Genomic DNA, 20940 nt, shown 5'->3' with positions numbered 1-20940 from the left:
GAAACCGGTTTCTAGCAGCATCTGCTGTTGCTTCACAAAAATTTAACAAAGAAACCGGGTTTCTGAGTCTCTGGAATGTGGTAAAATCGGAATGCTATCCCCTACCCGGTACATAGGTTAGGGATGAACAAAGAGTGCAGGCTTATTTATCCCTGATTCAAGAACCGTTGATTGACCAGTTTTCGATGGAGAGTTCTTGGATAATGCCAAAATCAGACTCGTTGCACGTGAGGAGGGTGGCATTTTGAACCAGAGAAATGGCAGCAATTTTCAAGTCCATATTGCCTAAACGAGGGTAGGTTTTGCGGAGGCGTTGATGCTCGACTGCGGCAGGATAATCGAAGGGTAAAATGGGGATAAAACAATAGTCCTTTGCCGTTTTTTGCAGTCCTTCATAAGCGATGATTTGTTGCTCAACTGTTTTCGCTTGGGACAGAAAATTGAGTCTTCCTCTGATTTGTTCTTCATAAGTGATGACGGTGACGGCAATTTGAATCTTCTCAACGGTTGCTATTTTTGCCAAAATCCGTTGACCGGGTTCACCATTGCGTTGAATGAGACTCAGATGATCAGTATCGAGAATATACATCGGATTTTGCTGACTTTATTCGGCAGTTTTGCGCCATTCTTGTCCGAGTTGAATCACCGATTCAAAGGTGGAGTCATTGGCGTGACTTCCAGCAATGCGTTCCCACCAGGGCTGTTGTGGGGAGGTGACGGTGGCTAAGACTTGTTTAATTTGAGTGAGTTCGATTTCCAAGCTGGTGACTCGTGCTTCGATCGCCTGGGGTTGATTTTCAGTAGGTTGCCGGTTCATGGTCAGGGTTGAGTTTTCAGATGATTGGAGTCTGTTGGATGATTATAACTCATCTGGTCAGGAAAGAAACCGGGCTTCTAGCAGCATCGCGATTCTTTCACAAAGATTTAAGCAAGAAACCCGATTTCTGAGGTTTGGGAATCGGGTAAAATCGGGGTCATAGTCCCCTACCGGGTGCTAGGTTATAGATAAACGAGGAAGGATAAGCGATGAAAATTATTGATATTAACCAAGCCTTACCGCAAATTATGGAACTGATAGAAATGGCTTTTGCCGGAGAAGAAATTATCATTAGTAAAAATAATCAGCAAACCATTAAAATCACTCCAGTTTTATCGCCTCAGCCGCGCCCCCCTTTATTTGGGTGCGATAAAGACCGGATTGCTCTCAGGGATGATTTTGATGAACCCTTGGATGATTTTCAGGACTATATTTAATGCGGTTACTCCTTGATACTCATACGGTCCTGTGGTTTTTTATGGGAAATTCTCGGTTGAGCGACAAGGTGCGTGATTTGGTCGAAGACGGTCATAATCATAAGCTGATTAGTGTTGCTACGGTTTGGGAGATGTCCATCAAACAGAGTCAGAATAAGTTAACCCTGGAAAAAACTGCGTCAGATTACATAGAGGAGAAAATCAGATTAGATGATTTTGAATTATTGCCAATTCAACTCAACCATTTAAGGATATTGTCATCACTTCCATTTTACCATAAAGACCCATTTGACAGACTTTTAATCGCCCAAGCCATGCAAGAAAACATCCCAATTTTAAGCAAAGATATGGCTTTCTATGCTTATCCAATCCAGAGGATTTGGGACTAGAGGTGAACACAAAACCCCTCAGTGTCTTTTGTGTTCCGCTTCCAGGCATCAGTTACAATACCCACTATCCCCCTACTCTATCCCTAGCCATGAACGAACAACGCATCGCCGCCTATCTCTCCCTGATTCAAGAACTCCTGGAATGTACGGGTGGGGAGGAACCGCAAATCCTTAACGGTCATCTGGAGGGGAAATCCTAAATAATGAAAGTAAGAGATATCATCAAAATCCTAGAGAATGATGGATGGTACTAAGTCCGGACACGGGGGAGTCATCGACAATTTCATCATGCCACTAAGCCCGGTACAGTTACCGTTTCGGGACAATTAAACGTTGATATGCCCCCCGGAACCTTAAACAGCGTCTTCAAGCAAGCCGGATTAAAGTAAAGGAGTCTAACCATGAATAATCAACAATTACACTACACGATTATCCTCGAAAGGGGAACCTCTAGTTACGGGGTGTATGTGCCAGACTTGCCTGGATGTGTTGCAGTTGGAGAAACGAAAGAAGAAGCCTTGCAATTGATTCAAGAGGCGATTCAATTTCATCTTGAAGATTTACAAATGAATGGTCAACCGATTCCTGAGCCGATCTCAACGAGTGAAACGGTGAGTTTTTCGATGTTCAACATGAACCCTTGATTTTACAGCTTCTCAAATTCAATGGATTGAATCTATTTTAAGGGACTGTAACCGCCGGAAAAGAAAAGGGCTTTCTAGCCGCATCTCGATTACTTCACAAAGATTTAACAAAGAAACCCGGTTTCTGAGGTTTGGGAATGGGGTAAAATCGGGGTCTATCCCCTACCCGGTGCGCGGCTATGGATGAACAACGAGTGCAGGCTTATCTCTCCCTGATTGAAAAACTCCTCGAATGTCCGGGAGGGGAGGAACTGCAAATCCTTAACGGTCATCTGGAGTTGCTGGATGAGGGGTTTGTGCAGGTGTGTCAGTTGGTAGCGGCACAGTTGCAGGAGGAGGGACAAGACAACCAGGCGCAGTTTTTGCGGGATGTGGTGCAAGAGGTGGGACAATATCTCAACAGTCAAACCTCTGCGGTAGCCACGGGTGAGGGTCAATTTCAGGGGACAGAGCAAGACTATCTCAATTTTTTGATAGAGGTATTGGGGGCGATCGAACAGAGTCAAGGTAATCCCCAGGTGGTTTATCCTCTGCTGCAACAGAACCTAGATAAGCTAGATTTGACTTTGGCTGAGACCCTGCCAGATCTGGCGAGTCAGGTTTTTGGGCAAGTTGAATCAAGTCAAGCCTATGGAATTGCAGGGGTTATTTTTTTATTTGGTAATTTAATTCAACAGTTTCCATTAGGGAATCGGGCTGATAATCTGGAAATTGCGATCGCATCTTATGAGTCTGTATTAAAAGTCTTTACTCGTGAAGTCTATCCCCAAGATTGGGCTGTCACTCAAAATAATTTGGGGGCGGTCTATCTATTCCGCATTCAGGGGGAACAAGCGGAAAACCTGGAGATGGCGATCTGCTTCTTGGAACCCAGTTTAGAAGTCTATACTCGTGAAGCCTTTCCTTACGAGTGGGCAAGAACTCAAAATAACTTGGGTGAATCCTATCGTAGACGCATCCGTGGAGAAAGAAGTAAGAATATAGAAATTGCTATTATTTATTATCAATGGTCTTTAGAAATTTATACTCGCGAAGCTTTTCCTTACGAATGGGCAAGAACTCAAAGTAATCTGGGAGCGACTTACTTTGAACGTATTTTGGGAGAGCGATCGCAAAACCTAGAACAGGCGATTGCTTATTCCCAAGCCTCTTTACAAGTTTATACCCAGGAAGCTTTTCCTTACGAATGGGCAAAAAGTAAAGGTAATCTAGCTAATGCTTACAATTGTCGTATTTGTGGTGAGCGTGCAGATAATATAGAAATCACAATTGCGACCTATCAAGCTATTTTGGAAGTCTTTACTCGTGAAAGTTTTCCTCAAGATTGGGCGTTGACTCAAAATAATTTGGGTGCAAGTTACTGTCAACGCATTCGGGGAGACCGGGCTGAAAATTTGGAATCTGCAATAGCTCACTATAAAGCCACATTACAAGTTTATACCCAGGAAGCTTTTCCTTACGAATGGGCAAGGACTCAAGTGAACTTAGGTAACGCCTACCAAACTCGCATCCGGGGAGAGCGAGCAGAGAACTTGGAAAGGGCGATCGCTTTTTTGGAAACCAGTTTACAAGTTTATACTCAGGAAGCTTTTCTTTACGAATGGGCAAGGACTCAAATGAGCTTGGGGACTACTTATCTGTCACGCATCCGGGGAGAGCGAGCGGAAAACTTGGAAAGAGCGATCTCCTACTTAGAAACCAGTTTACAAGTCTATACTCGTGAAGCATTTCCTGAAGATTGGGCAAGGACTCAAATGAACTTGGGGACTACTTATCTGTCACGCATCCGGGGAGAGCGAGCGGAAAACTTGGAAAGAGCGATCGCCTTTTTGGAAACCAGTTTACAAGTCTATACTCGTGAAGCTTTTCCTTACGAATGGGCAAGGACTCAAAATAACTTGGGGGCTGTTTATCCAACTCGAATTCATGGAGAACGAGTACAGAACCTAGAGAGGGCGATTGTCTTCTTGAAGGCTAGTTTACAAGTCTATACTCGTGAAGCATTTCCTGAAGATTGGGCAAGGACTCAAAATAACCTGGGTGAAACCTACCGTAATCGCATTCGGGGAGAGCGAGCGGAAAACTTGGAAAGAGCGATCGCCTTTTTGGAAACCAGTTTACAAGTCTATACTCGTGAAGCATTTCCTTACGAGTGGACAAGGACTCAAACGAATTTGGGGGCTGTCTACATATCCCGCATTCAGGGGGAACGAGCGGAAAACCTGGAGAGGGCAATCTTCTATTTAAAAGCCAGTTTACAAGTCTATACCCGTGAAGCCTTTCCTGAAGGTTGGGCAAAAACTCAAAATAACTTGGGGGCTGCTTATCAAACTCGCATCCGGGGAGAGCGAGTGGAGAATCTAGAGAGGGCGATCTCCCACTTAGAAGCCAGTTTACAAGTCTATACCTGTGAAGCTTTTCCTGAAGATTGGGCAAAGACTCAAAATAACTTGGGGGCTACTTATCAAACTCGCATCCGGGGAGAGCGGGTGGAGAATCTAGAGAGGGCGATCTCCCACTTAGAAGCCAGTTTACAAGTCTATACTCGTGAAGGCTTTCCTTACGAATGGGCAAGGACTCAAATGAACTTGGGGGAAACCTATCGTACCCGCATTCGGGGGGAGCGAGCGGAAAATTTGGAAAGAGCTATCACTTTCTTAGAAGCGGGTTTACAAGTCTATACTCGTGAAGCTTTTTCTTACGAATGGGCGAATACTCAAATGAACTTGACAAATGTCTACCGTGAGCGCATCCGAGGAGAGCGAGCGGAGAATCTGGACAGGGCTATCGTCTGTTCTGAAGCTGCTTTAGAAATTTATACACGCACTGCTTTTCCTCAAGAACACACAAAAACGTTAGGTATTCTAGGACTTGCCTACCAAGCCCAATCCCACTACTACAGCAACGACCCAATTAAAAAACGAACGGCTCTCCAAAACGCCTACATAGTTCTTGAACAGGCACTAGATGCCGTTGAATACTTGCGAGGAGAAATTACCTCTGGGGATGAAGCTAAACGGAAATTGAATGAAGAATGGATGGGACTCTATGTTCTTATCGTGGAAGTGTGCCTAGAGTTAGGCAGATACACCGATGCCATTGAATATGTAGACCGCAGTAAAGCCCGCAACCTCACCGAACTGATCGCCACCCGTGACGCATACCCAGGCGGAGAAATTTCCGCCGAAGACCGCCAACGCTTACAACAACTCCGTCAAGCGATTTCGGAAGAAGACCGCCGCCTTAAACAAGACCCCAACCCCGACTATACCCACATCAGTCAACTGCGGGAAGAATTCCAGGCAAACTATCCCTATAAACCTTTGAAATTCCCGGATATTCAATCTCTCCTTGACGATGAAACCGTGATTCTGGAATGGTATGTCCTGGATGACAAATTCCTCACCTTCACCCTGACTAACCAAACCCTTAACCTCTGGACATCTTCCGAGGAAGACCGACAAAATCTTATCGACTGGACAGTTGCCTATATGGACGACTATGACAACAACAGCCAATGGCGAGACAGCCTCCCCCAACGCCTAGAAACCCTCGCCCAAATCCTCCACCTGGATGAAATCCAGGCTAACCTGCGGCAAAACTTCCCCAACTGCCAAAAACTCATCCTCATCCCTCACCGATTCCTGCACCTGTTCCCCCTCCACGCCTTACCCGTTGCTACAGAAGACGGTGAGGGCAAATTCCTACAAGACCTCTTCCCCAAAGGCGTGGGCTATGCCCCTAACTGCCAAGTCCTGCAACAAGCCCAAAACCGCTCACGCCCAGACTTTAACCGCCTCTTCGCCATCCAAAACCCCACCCAAGACCTCCAGTTCACGGATATGGAAGTCGAAGCTATCCAATCCCTATTTAACCCCCACCAAGTCCTCAAACATGACCAAGCGGAAAAAGCCGCCATTGATAAAGAAACCCTGAAAAACGCCCACTGTACCCACTTCTCCTGTCATGGCTACTTCAACTTTGAAGATGCCCTCAAATCCGCCCTCATCCTGGCTAAAAGCGAATTTACACCCCCGCCGCCCACCGATGACCCCAGCCGCTATCTCCCCACAAAAGACAACAAACTGCTGGATTTAGAAAAATGTCTCACCTTAGAGGATATCCTCCGCCTTGACCTGACCAATTGCCGTCTCGTCACCCTCTCCGCCTGCGAAACGGGTATCACCGACATCACCTCCACCAGTGATGAATATGTCGGTTTACCCAGTGGCTTCATTTTGGCGGGTTCTCCCAATGTGGTCAGTACCCTTTGGGCGGTGGCGGATATCTCCACGGCGATTTTTATGATTGAGTTTTATCAAACTCTCCAGCAACAGCCTGAACTGTCGGTGGTTTTGGCGTTGCGGCAGACTCAGACCTGGTTGCGGTCAGCAACGGTGCAGGATTTGTTAGACTGGGTTGATGGCTGTGCGGTGATTAGTCCAGAACGGCGGGAGGAAATGAAAAGTACGCTAGCAGGCTGGTATGTCCCAGATTTTAAGCGCTTTTCATCTCCTTACTATTGGGCGGCGTTCTGCGCTATTGGACAGTAAAACTTGCAAATTATTTAACAGGAGTGGTCAACCATGAACCCCGAAAAAGTTATTGCTGCTTTTCTAAAGATTTGGGAAACTAATCCTGACAATATTTGGGAAACCTCAGAAGCCATCGAAGGATTACAGAAACTTAACGATAGTTTAATCGCCTGTCAAGACAAATCAGATGCCGATGTAGTTGAAGAGTTGAAAAAGTGGTGTCGCTCTTATCCAACGCTGACTGAAAAGATTATGGCAGAAGTCTTGGGGGAAAAGAAGCTAAGAGGGGAGCATAATGATTCCCCCAACACAGGGAACACGGCTTATGAAAATCTCTATCCGAAAATTACGGAAATTCTGCGAAACCGCGCTCCGAAAATGGGTAAAAAAGAGAATCAATCTTGATGGGGGCTATGATTAGTTTAAACAATCATACCGTTTGGGAAAATTTATCAGAGGTTGTTGAGGGTATTGATGCTAATGCTTTAGTTTTAGAGCATTTGGCATTATGTGATTATCAAATATCTGGCTATTGGGATGAAAGCGATCGCTTTTATGAAAACATCCTCCTACCGCGTCCTCTATCGCCCCAATTAATCAGCAGTGGGTTGATTTTCAACGGAGATAAACGCCGCATTCAACTGAAATTTACCCTAAATATCGAAACCGCTACTCCTCCCATTTCTATCGCGCAACTGATGTTGGTCTATGATGAAAACCTAGAATTTATTGATGAAAATTGGCAAATTGACCTCAAGTCAGAATTGATTCAAGTTCAAGCGTAAACCACCCACCCAGTTTCGGCCACATCAAATCAACAAGATGAAACATCAAAAATTACCGGAGATTATAGAATTTATTAAAAATTGGTTTAAAATCCATTATTCTGACCAGGTTGTTCAAATTATTTTATATGGTTCTCAAGCTAGGGGGGAAGCTAAACCTGATTCAGATATTGACTTGCTGATTGTGATGAAATCTGCATTTAATTATACGGATGAAATCGACAAAACCAGTGAGTTTATTCAAGAGTTATCCTTAAAATATGATACGGTTATCTCCCGTGCTTTTGTCTCTGAGCAGCGTTTTACTCAAGAAAAAAGTCCATTTCTTTTGAATGTTCATAAAGAAGGAATTGTTCTATGAGTCGTAGAGTCGTAGGTTGGGTGAAGCGACAGCGCAACCCAACAAATCCGGCTAAAATGTTGGGTTACATTTCATTCCACCCAACCTACAAAATCCTACAAAATCCCAACTCAGGAGTCGTAGGTTGGGTGAAGCGACAGCGCAACCCAACAAATTCAGGTAAAATGTTGGGTTACATTTCATTCCACCCAACCTACAAAATCTCAACTCAGGAGTCGTAGGTTGGGTGAAGCGACAGCGCAACCCAACAAATCCGGCTAAAATGTTGGGTTACATTTCATTCCACCCAACCTACAAAATCCTACAAAATCCCAACTCAGGAGTCGTAGGTTGGGTGAAGCGACAGCGCAACCCAACAAATCCGGCTAAAATGTTGGGTTACATTTCATTCCACCCAACCTACAAAATCCTACAAAATCCCAACTCAGGAGTCGTAGGTTGGGTGAAGCGACAGCGCAACCCAACAAATCCGGCTAAAATGTTGGGTTACATTTCATTCCACCCAACCTACAAAATACAAACTTAGGAGCTTAACCCATGTCATCCCCAGCGATTCAAGAATTAGTGACTCTGGTTGAATCTTTACCCGATACGGTTCAAAACCAAGTGATTGCACATTTACGGGACTATATCGCCGATTTGCAAGATGAACAACGGTGGAATACGGCGTTTAATCGGACTCAATCTGCCTTAGTCGCCGCCGCACGTCAAGCCAAACAACAACGCGCCGCCGGACAAGCCACTCCCATAGATTATAACCCATTACAATGAACATTTTCGCCCCCAATCTCTATTTATGCGCTTACCATCTCCGGGAAGATGACACCGAGGGAGAGACTCACCCCCTGTGGTTAAATTGCGATCGCCTTCTCTCCCACCTCACCGAAACCCGACTGATACCCCATCTTCACGAGGGCGAAAATCGCATCCTCCTCCCCCCACCCGACAAGCAGATTTCCTTCACCCTCACCGACTCCAACGATATCGAAGGCTTTATCCAACCTGTACAACTTCAAGAAGACAGTTATGGGGTATTTCTGAATATTGGCTATGATGATAGCGACACCACCAACCTTGTGGAAATTCCCATTCTGGAACAGTTGAACCCCAACCAGATTTTACCCTTTCCCCCAAGCCCATATTTTCTCGGACAAACTCTGCTATTAACCCTAAATTTAACCCCAGAAAATCAAGATTTGCAAGGTTCGGAATTAACCAAATTAGCCAATCAATGCTATCAGGCTTTATTCAATCAAAAGGCTGACCCCTCTCGCAGTCGGGAATTATTTGGGAGTCCGATTTTTGAATATGGGAATCCCCGCGAACCCGATAAATACCCCCATGTTCTCATCTGGCTATTCCGAGATGAACTCGCCGACCAAACCCTGCAAAAAAACCAATGCTTTTCTTCCATCTTTGACCTGTTTTTCTATCGCCATAAAGTCAGCAAGGCTTTTCAAGATAGCCGGGAGATTTACCAGCAACTCAAACAATATTATCTCAGCCTAGACCCCACCTTAGACCAAATTCAAGCCCAAATTGATAGCGCCAAACCTGACCCCCAAGATAATACCTATCTCCAGGATTTCAAAACTCAGTTAAAACAACTATCCGCTGATTCTCTGATTTACGATCGCCTCCTGCGGAAAATGAAGGATTTGGGCACAACAATTCACATAAATCTTAACAATTACAATGACACAATTGAGCAGATTTGTGCTAAACTAGGAATCGATAAGGAAGAACTATCATTGTGGCGGTATTTCGGAGAAGAAACGGGGCCGTACTTCCGGGGACAAATTGCCGCCAATTTAAGTTATTTTGAACAGGGGACGGGGTTAATTAGTCAGGCGATCGCCTCTATTCGCGCCATTGTGGAAATTGACCAAGCCCAGTGCGATCGCCAACGCCAAGAAGCCGACGCGAAATATTACCAACAGCAACAAGACGCTAACCAGGACTTACAAAACCATATCCAAGCCGTGGGTGTGGGAATTGCGGCGGGTGCGATCGTCGCTTCAACTTCCGGGTTAGTGACTGAACCTTGGGAGCGTCCTGATAGCGATCGCTTTTCGCTACCGTATAGGCATCCCTTCATTATAGCATTGGTGGCGAGTATTATTTGTGCAGTTGGTGCGTGGTGGGTCGCCGAGAAATTGATTAAAAGGGTGAAATGAAATGTAACCCCCCATGAGGGGTTAAAGTAGGTTAATCTTCCGTGGGTTTGCTACTATTCCATAATAGGCGAGTTCCCATAATTGCAAATCCCATCGCCGCCGCCATTTTCACCCATTGAGTCGGTAAAATTTCCGCCACACCCTGACCTACCAACACCCCGATCAGACTAGCCAAGACGAGGGCTGATGCTGTCCCAAAAAAGATGGCTTTCGGGGATTTCGTCGTACCACTTAGGGCGATCGCTGCTACTTGGCTTTTATCTCCCAACTCCGATAAAAAGACCGTAATAAAACTCAGTCCTAACAGTTGTAAATCCATTGATATTTAATACTTAATTTTACCAGCCCATCAACTAATGCAAAACCTCCCAGAATATGATAGCAGAAATCAATAACAAAGTCAAGCCCGCCGCCCGTTCTAAGGTTTGGGGTTGAATATGACGCGCCAACCATTGACCTAGCAAAACCCCCAATAAACTGGTAGTAATCAAAGCGCTTCCCGCTCCCAAAAACACCACCCAAGGATTATGAGATTCCGCCGTAATTAATAAAGTAGTAATCTGGGTTTTATCCCCCATTTCCGCCAGAAATATGGTGAAAAATGTCGAAGTAAAAATCGCCCAAATTTTGATAGTTCCCGCAGCACCAGAAACCATATCTGGTTGTGTGGAAGAGTCAACCTGGAGGCGATCGGGGTCAATGATGGTAGTTTCATTTAACGGTTGTTCCTGACAGTTAGGACTCACAGGAAGGCTATTAGACTGATTTGGGGAAGAATCCACAGGATCGGAAATTAGTGTCACTGACATTTTATGAAACAATTATGAAATCCAATTTAACCTAATCTGCTCGAAGATGCAAGGCTACTCACCCCAACCCACAGCCTGGTTAAACCGCTCCATTTCTGGGGAGTCCTCCCCATAAACCCCGATAATCTGTTGCTGACAGCAATCAATCGCAAAATCATTTAACTGGTCTGGTTCAATACCATAGAGGTCTTCAAAGACATCAGCTTGGACTCGACAAAACCGAGGGCGATCGCTGTAGATACTACATTCGCGGGTATCATGATTAAAATGAATGCACCAACCATCAGAACCCACCAAGCTGAGATACAATTGTAGTTCCTCAGCCCCCAGATATTCGTCTAATTCCGGGCGTTCTGTCGGGTCAAGATGACAGCAAGCGCCACACTCTTTAACACAAAGCCAGGTTGCCACTTTTTCTCCCAAATAATCAATTGGATCTATATTTTACCTTGATTATCTCTTGCGTTTAGGCTTTCTGGGACGTTTCAAGGCGCGGGGTGTTTTGTCGTCCTCGTCTTCGTCGTCGTCTTCGTCGTCCTCGTCTTCCGCAACACCAGAATCAGAATCAGATTCAGATTGAGTCCCCTTTTCCTCCTCTGTCTCTGTTGACGACTTCTCAGATTCTAAACTCTCTGAGGTTTCAGGACTGTCTGAGGCTTCAGGTTCTGGAGTCCCTATGATTGTCTCTGAGGGAGACTTTTCAGCAGAATCTGTTCTGACCTCCTCAGAGTCCGCTACTGGAGAAACGACAGTTTCAGCCTCGGTTTCTGGTGTATCTGTCGCCGTAGGTTCCGCCTCAGCTTTGATATTACCATCTTGATGCTCCCCATCTGTAGGTTCTACGCTGGGGACAGTCTCAACATTAGTAGCATCAGCTTTGACATTACTATCTTGATGCTCCTCATCTGTAGGTTCCTCATCTATAGGTTCCACCGTTGACACTGGGTCAGCAGTAGCACCACTATGATCAGATTCTATATCTGGGGTTGAAACTTGACCAGCTTCTGGTGTATCGGGGGAGTTAGTTTTTTCCGCCTCAGAGGGAGAAGCATTATCAGTGTCGGTTTCCCAACTCTCATCATTGTCATCCCAATCAGAAGCATCCCCTTGTGTTTCTGGAGCTTTCGGGTTGTCCTTAGAAGTATCGGGGGCTTTAGTTTTGGCGGGTTCTTTCTTTTTGCGATCGCCAAATATGCCTTTTAAACCAGCCAACAAGCCACCTAATCCTTTGGATTTCTTAGGTTCACTAGGTTGATCTTCCGGCACTTTAGCAGATTCTACCGGCTCAGGTTTGGTTACCTCTGGAGTTTCTGTCACCTCCTCTGTTGGGGTTTCCTCCGCCTTCGATACTTCCTCCGATACTGTCTCGGATACTGTCTCGGATACTTCCTCAGCCGTGGGGGTTTCCGCTTCCGCTGTTGTGGTGGGTTCGGGTGCAACTTCGGCCACTTCTAGCTCAGAAACTGCTAATTCTGGTTCCTCGGTGATAGTTTCTGGTTCAACTACTGGCGCAACCGCTTCAGTCTCCGCCACCACAGGGGATGGTTCTGCTGGCGCTTCTGCTTCTTCTGTAGTAGCTACAGGTTCCGCCACAGGTTCCGCCACAGGTTCCGCCACAGGTTCCGCCACAGGTTCCGCCACAGGTTCCGCCACAGGTTCCGCCACAGGTTCAGTTAAGGGTTTTACTTCTTCTGGTGTAACCGGAGTGGCGGCGGGGGTTGGGGGTTCAGAAGCCTTTTTAGCCTTTTTAGATGATGGTTTAGGGGTGGTAGATTTTTTAACGCTACGGCTGCTAAATAAGCCTGAGACCTTCTGTTTGACAGGGGTTGGGAGGGGGGTTTGTAAATGAGCTGGTGTCACTTCCCGACGCAATAAGAGGGTCTGCCAACCTAACCAACCCAACAGGGCGACACTAGCAGTTTGGCCCAACAAAATTGCCCCGGTGAAGCGTGCCACACACACCCATAGAATTAGGGCATAGAATAAACCCACACCACTCCAGATAAAGTCACTTTTGCGATGAACCTCTGGAAAGAAGAAAGCAGCCATGTATAGGGTAAAGCTCCCTAAGCCAACTGCGATCGCTAGGATGTATGCCAGCATCTTTAGCTCCACAAATCTCTACTGCCGACATTGTACATCTCAGCGCGACCTAACTGAGTAATCGATAATTAATAATGGCTTATCCTGGTGCGTCAGTTTTCGATTTTCGGGTGATTCATTGGGTGGCCGCTTCTGACGCACCCTACCATATTCGCTCTCTGGTGCGTCAGTTTTCGATTTTCGGGTGATTCATTGGGTGGCCGCTTCTGACGCACCCTACCATATTCGCTCTCTGGTGCGTCAGTTTTCGATTTTCGGGTGATTCATTGGGTGGCCGCTTCTGACGCACCCTACCATATTCGCTCTCTGGTGCGTCAGTTTTCGATTTTCGGGTGATTAATGGGGTGGCTGCTTCTGACGCACCCTACCATATTCGCTCTCTGGTGCGTCAGTTTTCGATTTTCGGGTGATTCATTGGGTGGCTGCTTCTGACGCACCCTACCATATTCGCTCTCTGGTGCGTCAGTTTTCGATTTTCGGGTGATTCATTGGGTGGCTGCTTCTGACGCACCCTACCATATTCGCTCTCTGGTGCGTCAGTTTTCGATTTTCGGGTGATTCATTGGGTGGGCTGCTTCTGACGCACCCTACCATATTCGCTCTCTGGTGCGTCAGTTTTCGATTTTCGGGTGATTAATGGGGTGGCCGCTTCTGACGCACCCTACCATATTCGCTCTCTGGTGCGTCAGTTTTCGATTTTCGGGTGATTCATTGGGTGGCTGCTTCTGACGCACCCTACCATATTCGCTCTCTGGTGCGTCAGTTTTCGATTTTCGGGTGATTCATTGGGTGGGCTGCTTCTGACGCACCCTACCATATTCGCTCTCTGGTGCGTCAGTTTTCGATTTTCGGGTGATTCATTGGGTGGCTGCTTCTGACGCACCCTACCATATTCGCTCTCTGGTGCGTCAGTTTTCGATTTTCGGGTGATTCATTGGGTGGCCGCTTCTGACGCACCCTACCATATTCGCTCTCTGGTGCGTCAGTTTTCGATTTTCGGGTGATTAATGGGGTGGCTGCTTCTGACGCACCCTACCATATTCGCTCTCTGGTGCGTCAGTTTTCGATTTTCGGGTGATTCATTGGGTGGCCGCTTCTGACGCACCCTACCATATTCGCTCTCTGGTGCGTCAGTTTTCGATTTTCGGGTGATTCATTGGGTGGCCGCTTCTGACGCACCCTACCATATTCGCTCTCTGGTGCGTCAGTTTTCGATTTTCGGGTGATGAATGGGGTGGCTGCTTCTGACGCACCCTACCATATTCGCTCTCTGGTGCGTCAGTTTTCGATTTTCGGGTGATTAATGGGGTGGCTGCTTCTGACGCACCCTACCATTGGCTCTCTGGTGCGTCAAGCGTAATAAAAAATACAGAAGCTATCTAGTGATTTTGATAATGTGACTGAAATCACAACAATTGAGTGCAGAAGATCATGGTTATAACTGCATCAAATCATGGTCATCATCTGACTAATTGTTTATAATCGATCCTAGGTTCACAAAGGGTGCGGTTAATGTTTATTTGATAAAGGAGCGATTGGCTATGTTAGAAAAATTAATACTAGCTGCACTTATTACCTTATCACTACACCTACATTTAGGGTGGAAATGGACTTTTGATCACCGATTCGGGTTATTGAGTATCACCCCCAATACAGAGACAGTGGAAGTTTTCACATCTCAGTTTCTAGATTTGGATTGACACCTGTAGAGTTTCCGGTAATGTTTCAGGGTCTCCACAGACCGTCAGACTTGGCTCGCCACAACTAACCTAAGAAAAATCTCATCAAATCTTCATCGTTATTTTACCTAGGCTAGTTATCGTAGAAATAGGGAATAATATCTGCTCACCTGTCTGAGCTAAGTTGGGGGTCAAGTTTTATGAGAAGGTCTGCGGCATTAAAAACTGATTTAAGTAGTCAGTCGAAATTTATTTGTTTACCTGGTTGCGATGCTGATAACTATGGCGATCGCCTCCACCAGATTAAGCTGCTTAAAAAGGCTTGGTCAGAACAGCGGTTGGGTCTGTATACTCAAGAAGCTATCTCCCTAAACAACGGGGAGTCAAAGGGATACTGTGAGATCTTAATCAGACTTATTGATGAGACAGGTCAAGGGGTTCCAAGTTCCGGGTTTTTACCAAAAATAACCCCAGGCTATAGAAGATTATCTGAAAAAATAGACCGCTGGGTGATTAAAACAGTATTAGATTTGTTATCGGAAACTAGCCCGGAAAATCGGGAAAAGTATCGTTGGGCTATTAACGTATCGAGTCGGACTCTATATAATGACCGACAGTGGCAAAAATTAGAGCAAGAAATGCTTAAACGAGACCTGACACCGGATCTATTCTGCTGGGAAATTGCGGAATCAATTATTCTGGCTAACCCTCAAAAGGCGGCCGATGCGATCGCTGACCTGCAAACCCAGGGCTATTATGTTACAGTGGATCAAGTCGGTAGTCAGCATTCCCCATTGGACTATCTGAACTATGTCTGCGTTGACTATCTGAAAATAGCCGATGATTTGGTGAAAGATATTGTCCAGGACTTAGGCGATCGCTCTATTGTCCAAATAATTCAGTTGGTGGCGCAGTCTTTAGCTATTCAGACCATAGCCAACGGGGTAGAAACTTCCCAAGCCTTTGAAACCCTCCGAGACCTGGAAATAGATTATGCTCAGGGATATTATCTGACTCAACCTCACCCTCTAACCGCCCAATTTTTGGGGTGAACTTTGGGAATGGCAACTTTTTTCAGTGATTGTCAGTCTCAAATACGGGTAGAATATAGTTATGGTATCACACCCTGTGTAGTAGGGGCGATCGCTGTCTTCAACAGTAGCTATGCACCTAAGCGCGTCAATTAGATGATTGACCACCAAACCAGGGAGAAAGCCAAGGATAAAGATGGGAACATTAACATTAAGGAGGATCACATATTTTTTTCCTGAATTGTGGGCGATCGCCCGAACTATTAAATAGTGCAACCATACCCTTCCAGCCTTTGGGATTCCTCGTAATGTTCTAGCCTAGCTTTTTTCCACCCTAACAACTGTTTAATTATGTTTAAAAATTACCTGCCTCAACTCCGAAAAAATACCCGTCGCTTGCTGTATCCACTGCTATCAGTAACGGTGGTATGTGGGATTTTATTAAGTTCTATCCCCGCTACCCAAGCCATTTCTATCCCGGAGTTGATTTTTAGAGGAATTCAAGTTATCCAGCTTTCTACTATTTCCGATCGCCAAGAAGTCAATATTGGTAAACAGATCAATGATCAGATGGTAGGTCGCGAGTTTCGTTTGCATCGTAACCGCGATTTAGCTATGTATGTTAACCAAATTGGTCAGCGACTGGTACAAACTAGCGATCGCCCTAATATTCCCTATACTTTCCAAGTAGTTGATGATTCTCGGATTAATGCTTTTGCGACTATGGGGGGATTTGTTTATATCCACACAGGTTTAATTAACGCCGCCGATAATGAAGCACAACTCGCTAGTGTAATTGCTCATGAAATTGGGCATATTGTCGGTCGTCATTCTATTCAACAAATGCGAGAAATGGCGATCGCTCAAGGTGTGGCTTCGGCGGCTGGACTTGATACTAATAGGGCGGTACAAATTGGGGTAGAATTAGCCCTAAGACGGCCGAATAGTCGCAGTGCAGAATTTGAAGCAGATGAACTGGGAATCATTAATTTGGGTAGGGCTGGATATGCTCAAGAAGCAGCTCTAGACTTTATGGCAAAACTTCTAAGTAGCAGTTCTCCTCCCACATTTTTAAGCACTCACCCCGCTACCCGCGATCGCATTGAAGCCATGAGACGGCATATTGATCCACAATTAGCAGGACAAAGCGGAGGGATGAATGATCAAAGATACAGACAAGTAGTCACACAACTGCTATCTTAGTTAAAAGTTGATAGTGGTGGGAGAATTTGGCTCCCGGTTTAACTCTTCCCTTCCATAGGGGAGAGTTTATTGTTATATGTGGTATTATTGTGGCAGTACCCAACTGACCAGCAACATTGACCAGATGATTTCTGGAAAATTCCCTATTATATTCATCAGATTTTGTGAACAGTTTAGAGCCGGAAAAGGGTAGCATTTTAATAGTTGACGATACACCTGATAATTTGCGGGTATTGTCTGCAACTCTTGGCGATCGCGATTATGATGTACAATGTGCGATTAATGGACAATTAGCACTAATGGCAGTTGCTAATCAACCGCCGGATCTCGTGTTGCTAGATATCAAAATGCCGGAAATGGACGGTTATCAGGTCTGTGAAGCCTTAAAATCTCAACAGAAAACGGCTGATATACCTGTAATTTTTCTGAGTGCTTTAGATGATGTTATCGATAAGGTGAAAGCCTTTGCGGTGGGGGGAGTTGACTATATTACTAAACCCTTTCAAGTTGAGGAAGTGTTGGCGCGAGTTGAACATCAACTGACGATTAGAAGACTACAGAAACAATTACAAAATCAAAACTTGCGCCTACAGCAGTTGAATGAGGATCTCAAACGTTCTAACCGAGAACTTGAACAATTTGCTTATATTGTTTCCCACGACCTACAACAACCGCTTCAGACAATTACGGGATTTGCGGAATTGATGCTGACCCTGAAATCACAAATTAACCTGGAGGAAGAAGCAGAAGAGTATGTGCTTCCGATTTTAGATGAGGGAATGCGACTACAGGAATTAATTAAAAATCTGCTACACTATAGCCGGGTGGGAACGAAACAAGCTGCTTTTGAGGCGACTGACTGTAATATTGTCTTAGGGGAAACTTTGAGTAACTTAAGTTTAGCGATTCAGGAAAGTGGGGCGACTATTACCTCCGAGAAACTGCCAATTGTATTTGGCGATCGCCTTCAGTTAGGACAGCTATTTCAAAATTTGATTGCTAATGCAGTTAAATATCACCGTCCTGGTATACCGCCAAAAATCACGGTTTCTGTAATGCCAAAAAATCAAAATTGGCAATTTGGTATCCATGATAATGGGATTGGTATTCCGGCGGATAAAACCCAGCGCATTTTTCAGATTTTCCAACGACTACATACCCATCAAGAATACCCAGGAAATGGTATCGGTTTAGCCATTTGTCGGAAAATTATTGATCGCCATCGTGGGGAAATTTGGGTAGAGTCTGATCTGGATGTGGGGACCAGTTTCTACTTTACTTTACCGAGATATGAATCAGAATAACCATAAATTACCACATCGATTACAACAGCTAGAAACAGCCCTAGCTGAGAGTGAAAATCGCCTGCGAGATTTATTTCATTTAGCCCCCATTGGGATTGCGGAAATCTCAACTGAGGGCTATTTTTTGGCAGTCAATAGAGCTTTTTGTCGGTGGGTCGGCTACTCCCAAGCGGATTTAATTAACTTAAATTTTAATGCTATTACTCACCCGGAAGATGGGGATATTTGCCGGGAAAAATTTGGGCAATTAATCAACAGAGAAATTGATAAATATACCCTAGAAAAACGCTACCGTCATCGAGACGGACACTGGGTTTATGGGATTCTTACTTGTTATCTGCGTTTGGATGTCATGGGAAATCCTCTCTGTGCGATCGCTCAAATTATTGACATTACCGAACGCAAACGTTCCGAGCAAGAAATTCGCGAAAAAGAGGAGTATTTACGTCTACTTCTGGATAATATCCCCCAACAAGTATTTTGGAAAGATACTAATTTAGTATTTCGAGGTTGTAACCGAAATTGGGCGGAAGCCGCCGGACTTGATGGTTCAGAATCAGTAGTTGGAAAGACGGATTTTGATTTATTTGCAGATGCTGATATTGCGGAGTTTTACCGAGAAAAAGATAGACAGGTTTTAGAGTCTCGCACCCCGGAAATGAATGTAGTAGCACCTAAACAAAAGCTGGGACCGGGAGGGCGGCGAATTTGGCTAGATGTTAGCAGAATTCCTATGTTAGATTCTCAGGGTAATGTGTTGGGAATTTTGGGAGTTTTAGAAGATATTACCGAACGTAAAGAAATTGACGAAAAGCTGCGTTTAACTCAATTTTCGATTGATAAATCTAGGGATTATGTCTTATTTAGTGATATTAATGGCAGGTTTTTTTATGTGAATGAAGCTGCTTGTAAAATTCTGGGATATTCTCAAGAAGAATTACTGACCATGGAAGTGGAAGATATCGACCCGCTCGCCTCTCCTGGTGGTTGGTCAATTGCTTGGGATGATTTGCGAGACCAAGGTTCATTTACTTTTGAATCAAGTCATTATACTAAAACTGGTCAGGCGATCGCTGTGGAAATTACCCTGAGTTATTTAGAATATAATCACCGGGAATATGGCTGCGCTGTAGTCCGAGATATTCGCGATCGCAAACAAACTGAAATAGCCCTTCAACAAGCCAAGGAAGCCGCCGAAACCGCTAGTCGGGCTAAAAGTGAATTTCTCGCCCGCATGAGTCATGAATTACGCACACCACTTAATGCTATTCTGGGATTTACTCAATTAATGGAAAGGGAATTATATCATAGTCCTAATATTCCTCTATCTGACCATAAAGAACATTTAGAAATTATCGGTCGCAGTGGTGAACATCTTTTAGAGTTGATTAATGATGTTTTGGAGATGTCGAAAATTGAGGCGGGTAGAGTTTCTCTAAATCCCACTAATTTTAATTTAATCTCGTTACTTAATTCTCTGCGAGAAATGCTAGAATTGCCAGCCTCCTCGAAAAAATTAACCCTAGATTTTGCCATTGATGATAATATCCCAACTTATATTTATGCTGATGAACAAAAACTGCGTCAATGCTTAACTAATTTGCTGGGAAATGCTATTAAATTCACTTTGCAAGGTGGGGTAATTTTGCGGGTAAAATTGGGTAAATTTAACCATGATTTGGGGCAACTATGCTTTGAGGTTCAGGATACCGGACCGGGTATTGATGCGTCGGAAATGGATTTGCTTTTTGAACCATTTTCGCAAACAGAAACTGGTCGTAATTCTCAGCAGGGGACGGGTTTGGGACTGTCGATAACTCAAAAGTTTATTGGTTTAATGGGTGGGGAAATTCAAGTCAGTAGCGAGAGAGGAAAAGGCACAATTTTTCGGTTTGATATTCAAGTCAGTATGGCTGAGGCGGTGACTAGAAACTCGGAAAAATCCCCAGGGAGGGCGATCGCTTTAGCAGAAAATCAGCCGGAATATCGGATTTTGGTGGTTGACGATAACTGGACTAACCGCAAATTAGTTGTCAAATTATTGAACCCCTTGGGTTTCCATGTCCGAGAGGCAGAAAATGGTCAAGAGGCGATCGCTATTTGGGAGAAATGGGAACCCCATCTCATTTTTATGGATATGCGAATGCCGGTTATGGATGGCTATGAAGCTACCCAGCTAATTAAACGCCACCTCAAGGGTCAAGCTACTGTAATTATTGCCCTAACCGCCAGCGCCCTCCAACAAGAAAAATCCATTGTTTTATCGGCTGGGTGTGATGATTTTGTCCGCAAACCTTTCCGGGTAGACCAGCTATTACAAACTATCGTTAAACATCTCGGAGTCCGTTTTATCTATGAACAAAATAAATCGCAATTAGCCGAAAATCTCGCTATTTCCGAATCCCAAAAGTCAGCCAATCCTAATTATAACACATCTGTTGATAAAACGGAAATAAATCTTTCTGTAATGCCGGAATTTTGGCTAAAAGAATTACATCAAGCTGCCACTAAACTAAACGGTCGGTTAATTGCTGACACTATCGCTAAAATTCCTGGTGAATATAAACCCCTAGCTGATTATCTGAGCCAGTTAGCTAATGATTTTCGCTATGATATTCTAATTGATTTAACCAAACCCCAGTAGGGTGCGTCAGACCGATTGATCA

General features: G+C 44.8%; 21 protein-coding genes and 1 pseudogene. 16 read left to right on the top strand and 6 right to left on the bottom strand.

Translation table 11 applies throughout. From position 1 onward, the window contains the following. Positions 1-157: 157 nt before the first annotated feature. Positions 158-589 (bottom strand): type II toxin-antitoxin system VapC family toxin, encoded by a 432-nt coding sequence (locus tag N39L_RS20460; protein WP_014276209.1) that lies wholly within the window; start codon positions 587-589, stop codon positions 158-160. Positions 590-604: 15 nt separating this feature from the next. Continuing rightward, the gene (locus N39L_RS20455; protein ID WP_006618218.1) at positions 605-817 is read right to left on the bottom strand and encodes a hypothetical protein; all 213 of its coding nucleotides are present in this window, start codon (positions 815-817) and stop codon (positions 605-607) included. Positions 818-1026: 209 nt separating this feature from the next. On the opposite strand from N39L_RS20455, the gene N39L_RS20450 reads away from it, so the two are divergent. The 10 genes and pseudogenes from N39L_RS20450 (at position 1027) to N39L_RS20405 (ending at position 10145) form a co-directional block, all read left to right on the top strand. Continuing rightward, positions 1027-1254, top strand: a complete 228-nt coding sequence (locus N39L_RS20450; protein WP_006618219.1) for a type II toxin-antitoxin system Phd/YefM family antitoxin — start codon at positions 1027-1029, stop codon at positions 1252-1254. After that, positions 1254-1643, top strand: a complete 390-nt coding sequence (locus N39L_RS20445) for a type II toxin-antitoxin system VapC family toxin (protein WP_014276208.1) — start codon at positions 1254-1256, stop codon at positions 1641-1643. The genes N39L_RS20450 and N39L_RS20445 overlap by 1 nt, the downstream gene beginning before the upstream one ends. A 314-nt stretch (positions 1644-1957) precedes the next feature. Then, positions 1958-2032, top strand: a pseudogene (locus N39L_RS20440) (hypothetical protein); the annotation flags it as partial. A gap of 12 nt (positions 2033-2044) precedes the next feature. After that, positions 2045-2287 carry a type II toxin-antitoxin system HicB family antitoxin gene (locus N39L_RS20435; RefSeq protein ID WP_014276207.1) on the top strand — a complete coding sequence of 81 codons (243 nt, stop codon included), beginning with the start codon at positions 2045-2047 and terminating at the stop codon, positions 2285-2287. A 179-nt stretch (positions 2288-2466) separates the two neighbouring features. Next, positions 2467-6840: a CHAT domain-containing protein gene (locus tag N39L_RS20430; protein WP_014276206.1), complete on the top strand. Its 4374-nt coding sequence runs from the start codon at positions 2467-2469 to the stop codon at positions 6838-6840. A 33-nt stretch (positions 6841-6873) separates the two neighbouring features. Beyond that, complete coding sequence (locus N39L_RS20425) at positions 6874-7227, top strand: hypothetical protein (RefSeq protein ID WP_014276205.1); 354 nt, start codon at positions 6874-6876, stop codon at positions 7225-7227. Between the two features lie 8 nt (positions 7228-7235). Next, a complete protein-coding gene (locus N39L_RS20420) occupies positions 7236-7607 on the top strand; it encodes a hypothetical protein (RefSeq protein ID WP_231851971.1) in 372 nt (123 codons plus the stop codon). A gap of 37 nt (positions 7608-7644) precedes the next feature. Continuing rightward, positions 7645-7968, top strand: a complete 324-nt coding sequence (locus tag N39L_RS20415) for a nucleotidyltransferase domain-containing protein (protein ID WP_014276203.1) — start codon at positions 7645-7647, stop codon at positions 7966-7968. A 537-nt stretch (positions 7969-8505) separates the two neighbouring features. Next, a complete protein-coding gene (locus N39L_RS20410; protein WP_006615947.1) occupies positions 8506-8739 on the top strand; it encodes a hypothetical protein in 234 nt (77 codons plus the stop codon). After that, entirely contained in the window at positions 8736-10145 is a 1410-nt protein-coding gene (locus tag N39L_RS20405; protein ID WP_014276200.1) for a hypothetical protein, read from the top strand. The genes N39L_RS20410 and N39L_RS20405 overlap by 4 nt, the downstream gene beginning before the upstream one ends. 31 nt (positions 10146-10176) lie before the next feature. Here N39L_RS20405 and N39L_RS20400 read toward each other — a convergent pair whose 3' ends face one another. From N39L_RS20400 to N39L_RS20385, 4 genes are read right to left on the bottom strand one after another with little or no spacing between them, the layout of a single operon-like run. Further along, the gene (locus tag N39L_RS20400; protein WP_006616295.1) at positions 10177-10464 is read right to left on the bottom strand and encodes a TMEM165/GDT1 family protein; all 288 of its coding nucleotides are present in this window, start codon (positions 10462-10464) and stop codon (positions 10177-10179) included. Positions 10465-10498: 34 nt separating this feature from the next. Continuing rightward, complete coding sequence (locus N39L_RS20395) at positions 10499-10954, bottom strand: TMEM165/GDT1 family protein (protein WP_043468452.1); 456 nt, start codon at positions 10952-10954, stop codon at positions 10499-10501. 54 nt (positions 10955-11008) lie between these two features. After that, the gene (locus N39L_RS20390; RefSeq protein WP_006616297.1) at positions 11009-11365 is read right to left on the bottom strand and encodes a YkgJ family cysteine cluster protein; all 357 of its coding nucleotides are present in this window, start codon (positions 11363-11365) and stop codon (positions 11009-11011) included. Positions 11366-11407: 42 nt separating this feature from the next. After that, the gene (locus N39L_RS20385) at positions 11408-13057 is read right to left on the bottom strand and encodes a Ycf66 family protein (RefSeq protein WP_043468449.1); all 1650 of its coding nucleotides are present in this window, start codon (positions 13055-13057) and stop codon (positions 11408-11410) included. Positions 13058-14598: 1541 nt separating this feature from the next. Here N39L_RS20385 and N39L_RS33365 point away from each other — a divergent pair. The 6 genes from N39L_RS33365 (at position 14599) to N39L_RS20360 (ending at position 20918) form a co-directional block, all read left to right on the top strand. Next, positions 14599-14757: a QAALIT motif small membrane protein gene (locus tag N39L_RS33365; protein WP_493572992.1), complete on the top strand. Its 159-nt coding sequence runs from the start codon at positions 14599-14601 to the stop codon at positions 14755-14757. A gap of 179 nt (positions 14758-14936) precedes the next feature. Beyond that, positions 14937-15788 (top strand): EAL domain-containing protein, encoded by an 852-nt coding sequence (locus tag N39L_RS20380; RefSeq protein ID WP_006616568.1) that lies wholly within the window; start codon positions 14937-14939, stop codon positions 15786-15788. A gap of 9 nt (positions 15789-15797) precedes the next feature. Further along, complete coding sequence (locus tag N39L_RS20375) at positions 15798-15923, top strand: hypothetical protein (protein ID WP_286131395.1); 126 nt, start codon at positions 15798-15800, stop codon at positions 15921-15923. Between the two features lie 195 nt (positions 15924-16118). Then, entirely contained in the window at positions 16119-16970 is an 852-nt protein-coding gene (locus tag N39L_RS20370) for a M48 family metallopeptidase (RefSeq protein WP_006616569.1), read from the top strand. A 164-nt stretch (positions 16971-17134) separates the two neighbouring features. Beyond that, positions 17135-18274: a sensor histidine kinase gene (locus N39L_RS20365; protein WP_014276197.1), complete on the top strand. Its 1140-nt coding sequence runs from the start codon at positions 17135-17137 to the stop codon at positions 18272-18274. Beyond that, positions 18225-20918 (top strand): PAS domain S-box protein, encoded by a 2694-nt coding sequence (locus N39L_RS20360; protein WP_014276196.1) that lies wholly within the window; start codon positions 18225-18227, stop codon positions 20916-20918. The genes N39L_RS20365 and N39L_RS20360 overlap by 50 nt, the downstream gene beginning before the upstream one ends. Positions 20919-20940: the final 22 nt, after the last annotated feature.

This window comes from Limnospira platensis NIES-39 (genome assembly GCF_026000695.1).
GTDB lineage: Bacteria > Cyanobacteriota > Cyanobacteriia > Cyanobacteriales > Microcoleaceae > Limnospira > Limnospira platensis.
Note: the sequence above shows the minus strand (reverse complement) of the source record. Positions and strands in the feature narration are given on the sequence as shown.

Bases quoted from the DNA above. Each gene is read 5' to 3' on its own strand.
- N39L_RS20460 (WP_014276209.1), bottom strand. From the start codon at position 589: ATGTATATTCTCGATACTGATCATCTGAGTCTCATTCAACGCAATGGT.
- N39L_RS20455 (WP_006618218.1), bottom strand. From the start codon at position 817: ATGAACCGGCAACCTACTGAAAATCAACCCCAGGCGATCGAAGCACGA.
- N39L_RS20450 (WP_006618219.1), top strand. From the start codon at position 1,027: ATGAAAATTATTGATATTAACCAAGCCTTACCGCAAATTATGGAACTG.
- N39L_RS20445 (WP_014276208.1), top strand. From the start codon at position 1,254: ATGCGGTTACTCCTTGATACTCATACGGTCCTGTGGTTTTTTATGGGA.
- N39L_RS20435 (WP_014276207.1), top strand. From the start codon at position 2,045: ATGAATAATCAACAATTACACTACACGATTATCCTCGAAAGGGGAACC.
- N39L_RS20430 (WP_014276206.1), top strand. From the start codon at position 2,467: ATGGATGAACAACGAGTGCAGGCTTATCTCTCCCTGATTGAAAAACTC.
- N39L_RS20425 (WP_014276205.1), top strand. From the start codon at position 6,874: ATGAACCCCGAAAAAGTTATTGCTGCTTTTCTAAAGATTTGGGAAACT.
- N39L_RS20420 (WP_231851971.1), top strand. From the start codon at position 7,236: ATGATTAGTTTAAACAATCATACCGTTTGGGAAAATTTATCAGAGGTT.
- N39L_RS20415 (WP_014276203.1), top strand. From the start codon at position 7,645: ATGAAACATCAAAAATTACCGGAGATTATAGAATTTATTAAAAATTGG.
- N39L_RS20410 (WP_006615947.1), top strand. From the start codon at position 8,506: ATGTCATCCCCAGCGATTCAAGAATTAGTGACTCTGGTTGAATCTTTA.
- N39L_RS20405 (WP_014276200.1), top strand. From the start codon at position 8,736: ATGAACATTTTCGCCCCCAATCTCTATTTATGCGCTTACCATCTCCGG.
- N39L_RS20400 (WP_006616295.1), bottom strand. From the start codon at position 10,464: ATGGATTTACAACTGTTAGGACTGAGTTTTATTACGGTCTTTTTATCG.
- N39L_RS20395 (WP_043468452.1), bottom strand. From the start codon at position 10,954: ATGTCAGTGACACTAATTTCCGATCCTGTGGATTCTTCCCCAAATCAG.
- N39L_RS20385 (WP_043468449.1), bottom strand. From the start codon at position 13,057: ATGCTGGCATACATCCTAGCGATCGCAGTTGGCTTAGGGAGCTTTACC.
- N39L_RS33365 (WP_493572992.1), top strand. From the start codon at position 14,599: ATGTTAGAAAAATTAATACTAGCTGCACTTATTACCTTATCACTACAC.
- N39L_RS20380 (WP_006616568.1), top strand. From the start codon at position 14,937: ATGAGAAGGTCTGCGGCATTAAAAACTGATTTAAGTAGTCAGTCGAAA.
- N39L_RS20375 (WP_286131395.1), top strand. From the start codon at position 15,798: ATGGCAACTTTTTTCAGTGATTGTCAGTCTCAAATACGGGTAGAATAT.
- N39L_RS20370 (WP_006616569.1), top strand. From the start codon at position 16,119: ATGTTTAAAAATTACCTGCCTCAACTCCGAAAAAATACCCGTCGCTTG.
- N39L_RS20360 (WP_014276196.1), top strand. From the start codon at position 18,225: ATGTGGGGACCAGTTTCTACTTTACTTTACCGAGATATGAATCAGAAT.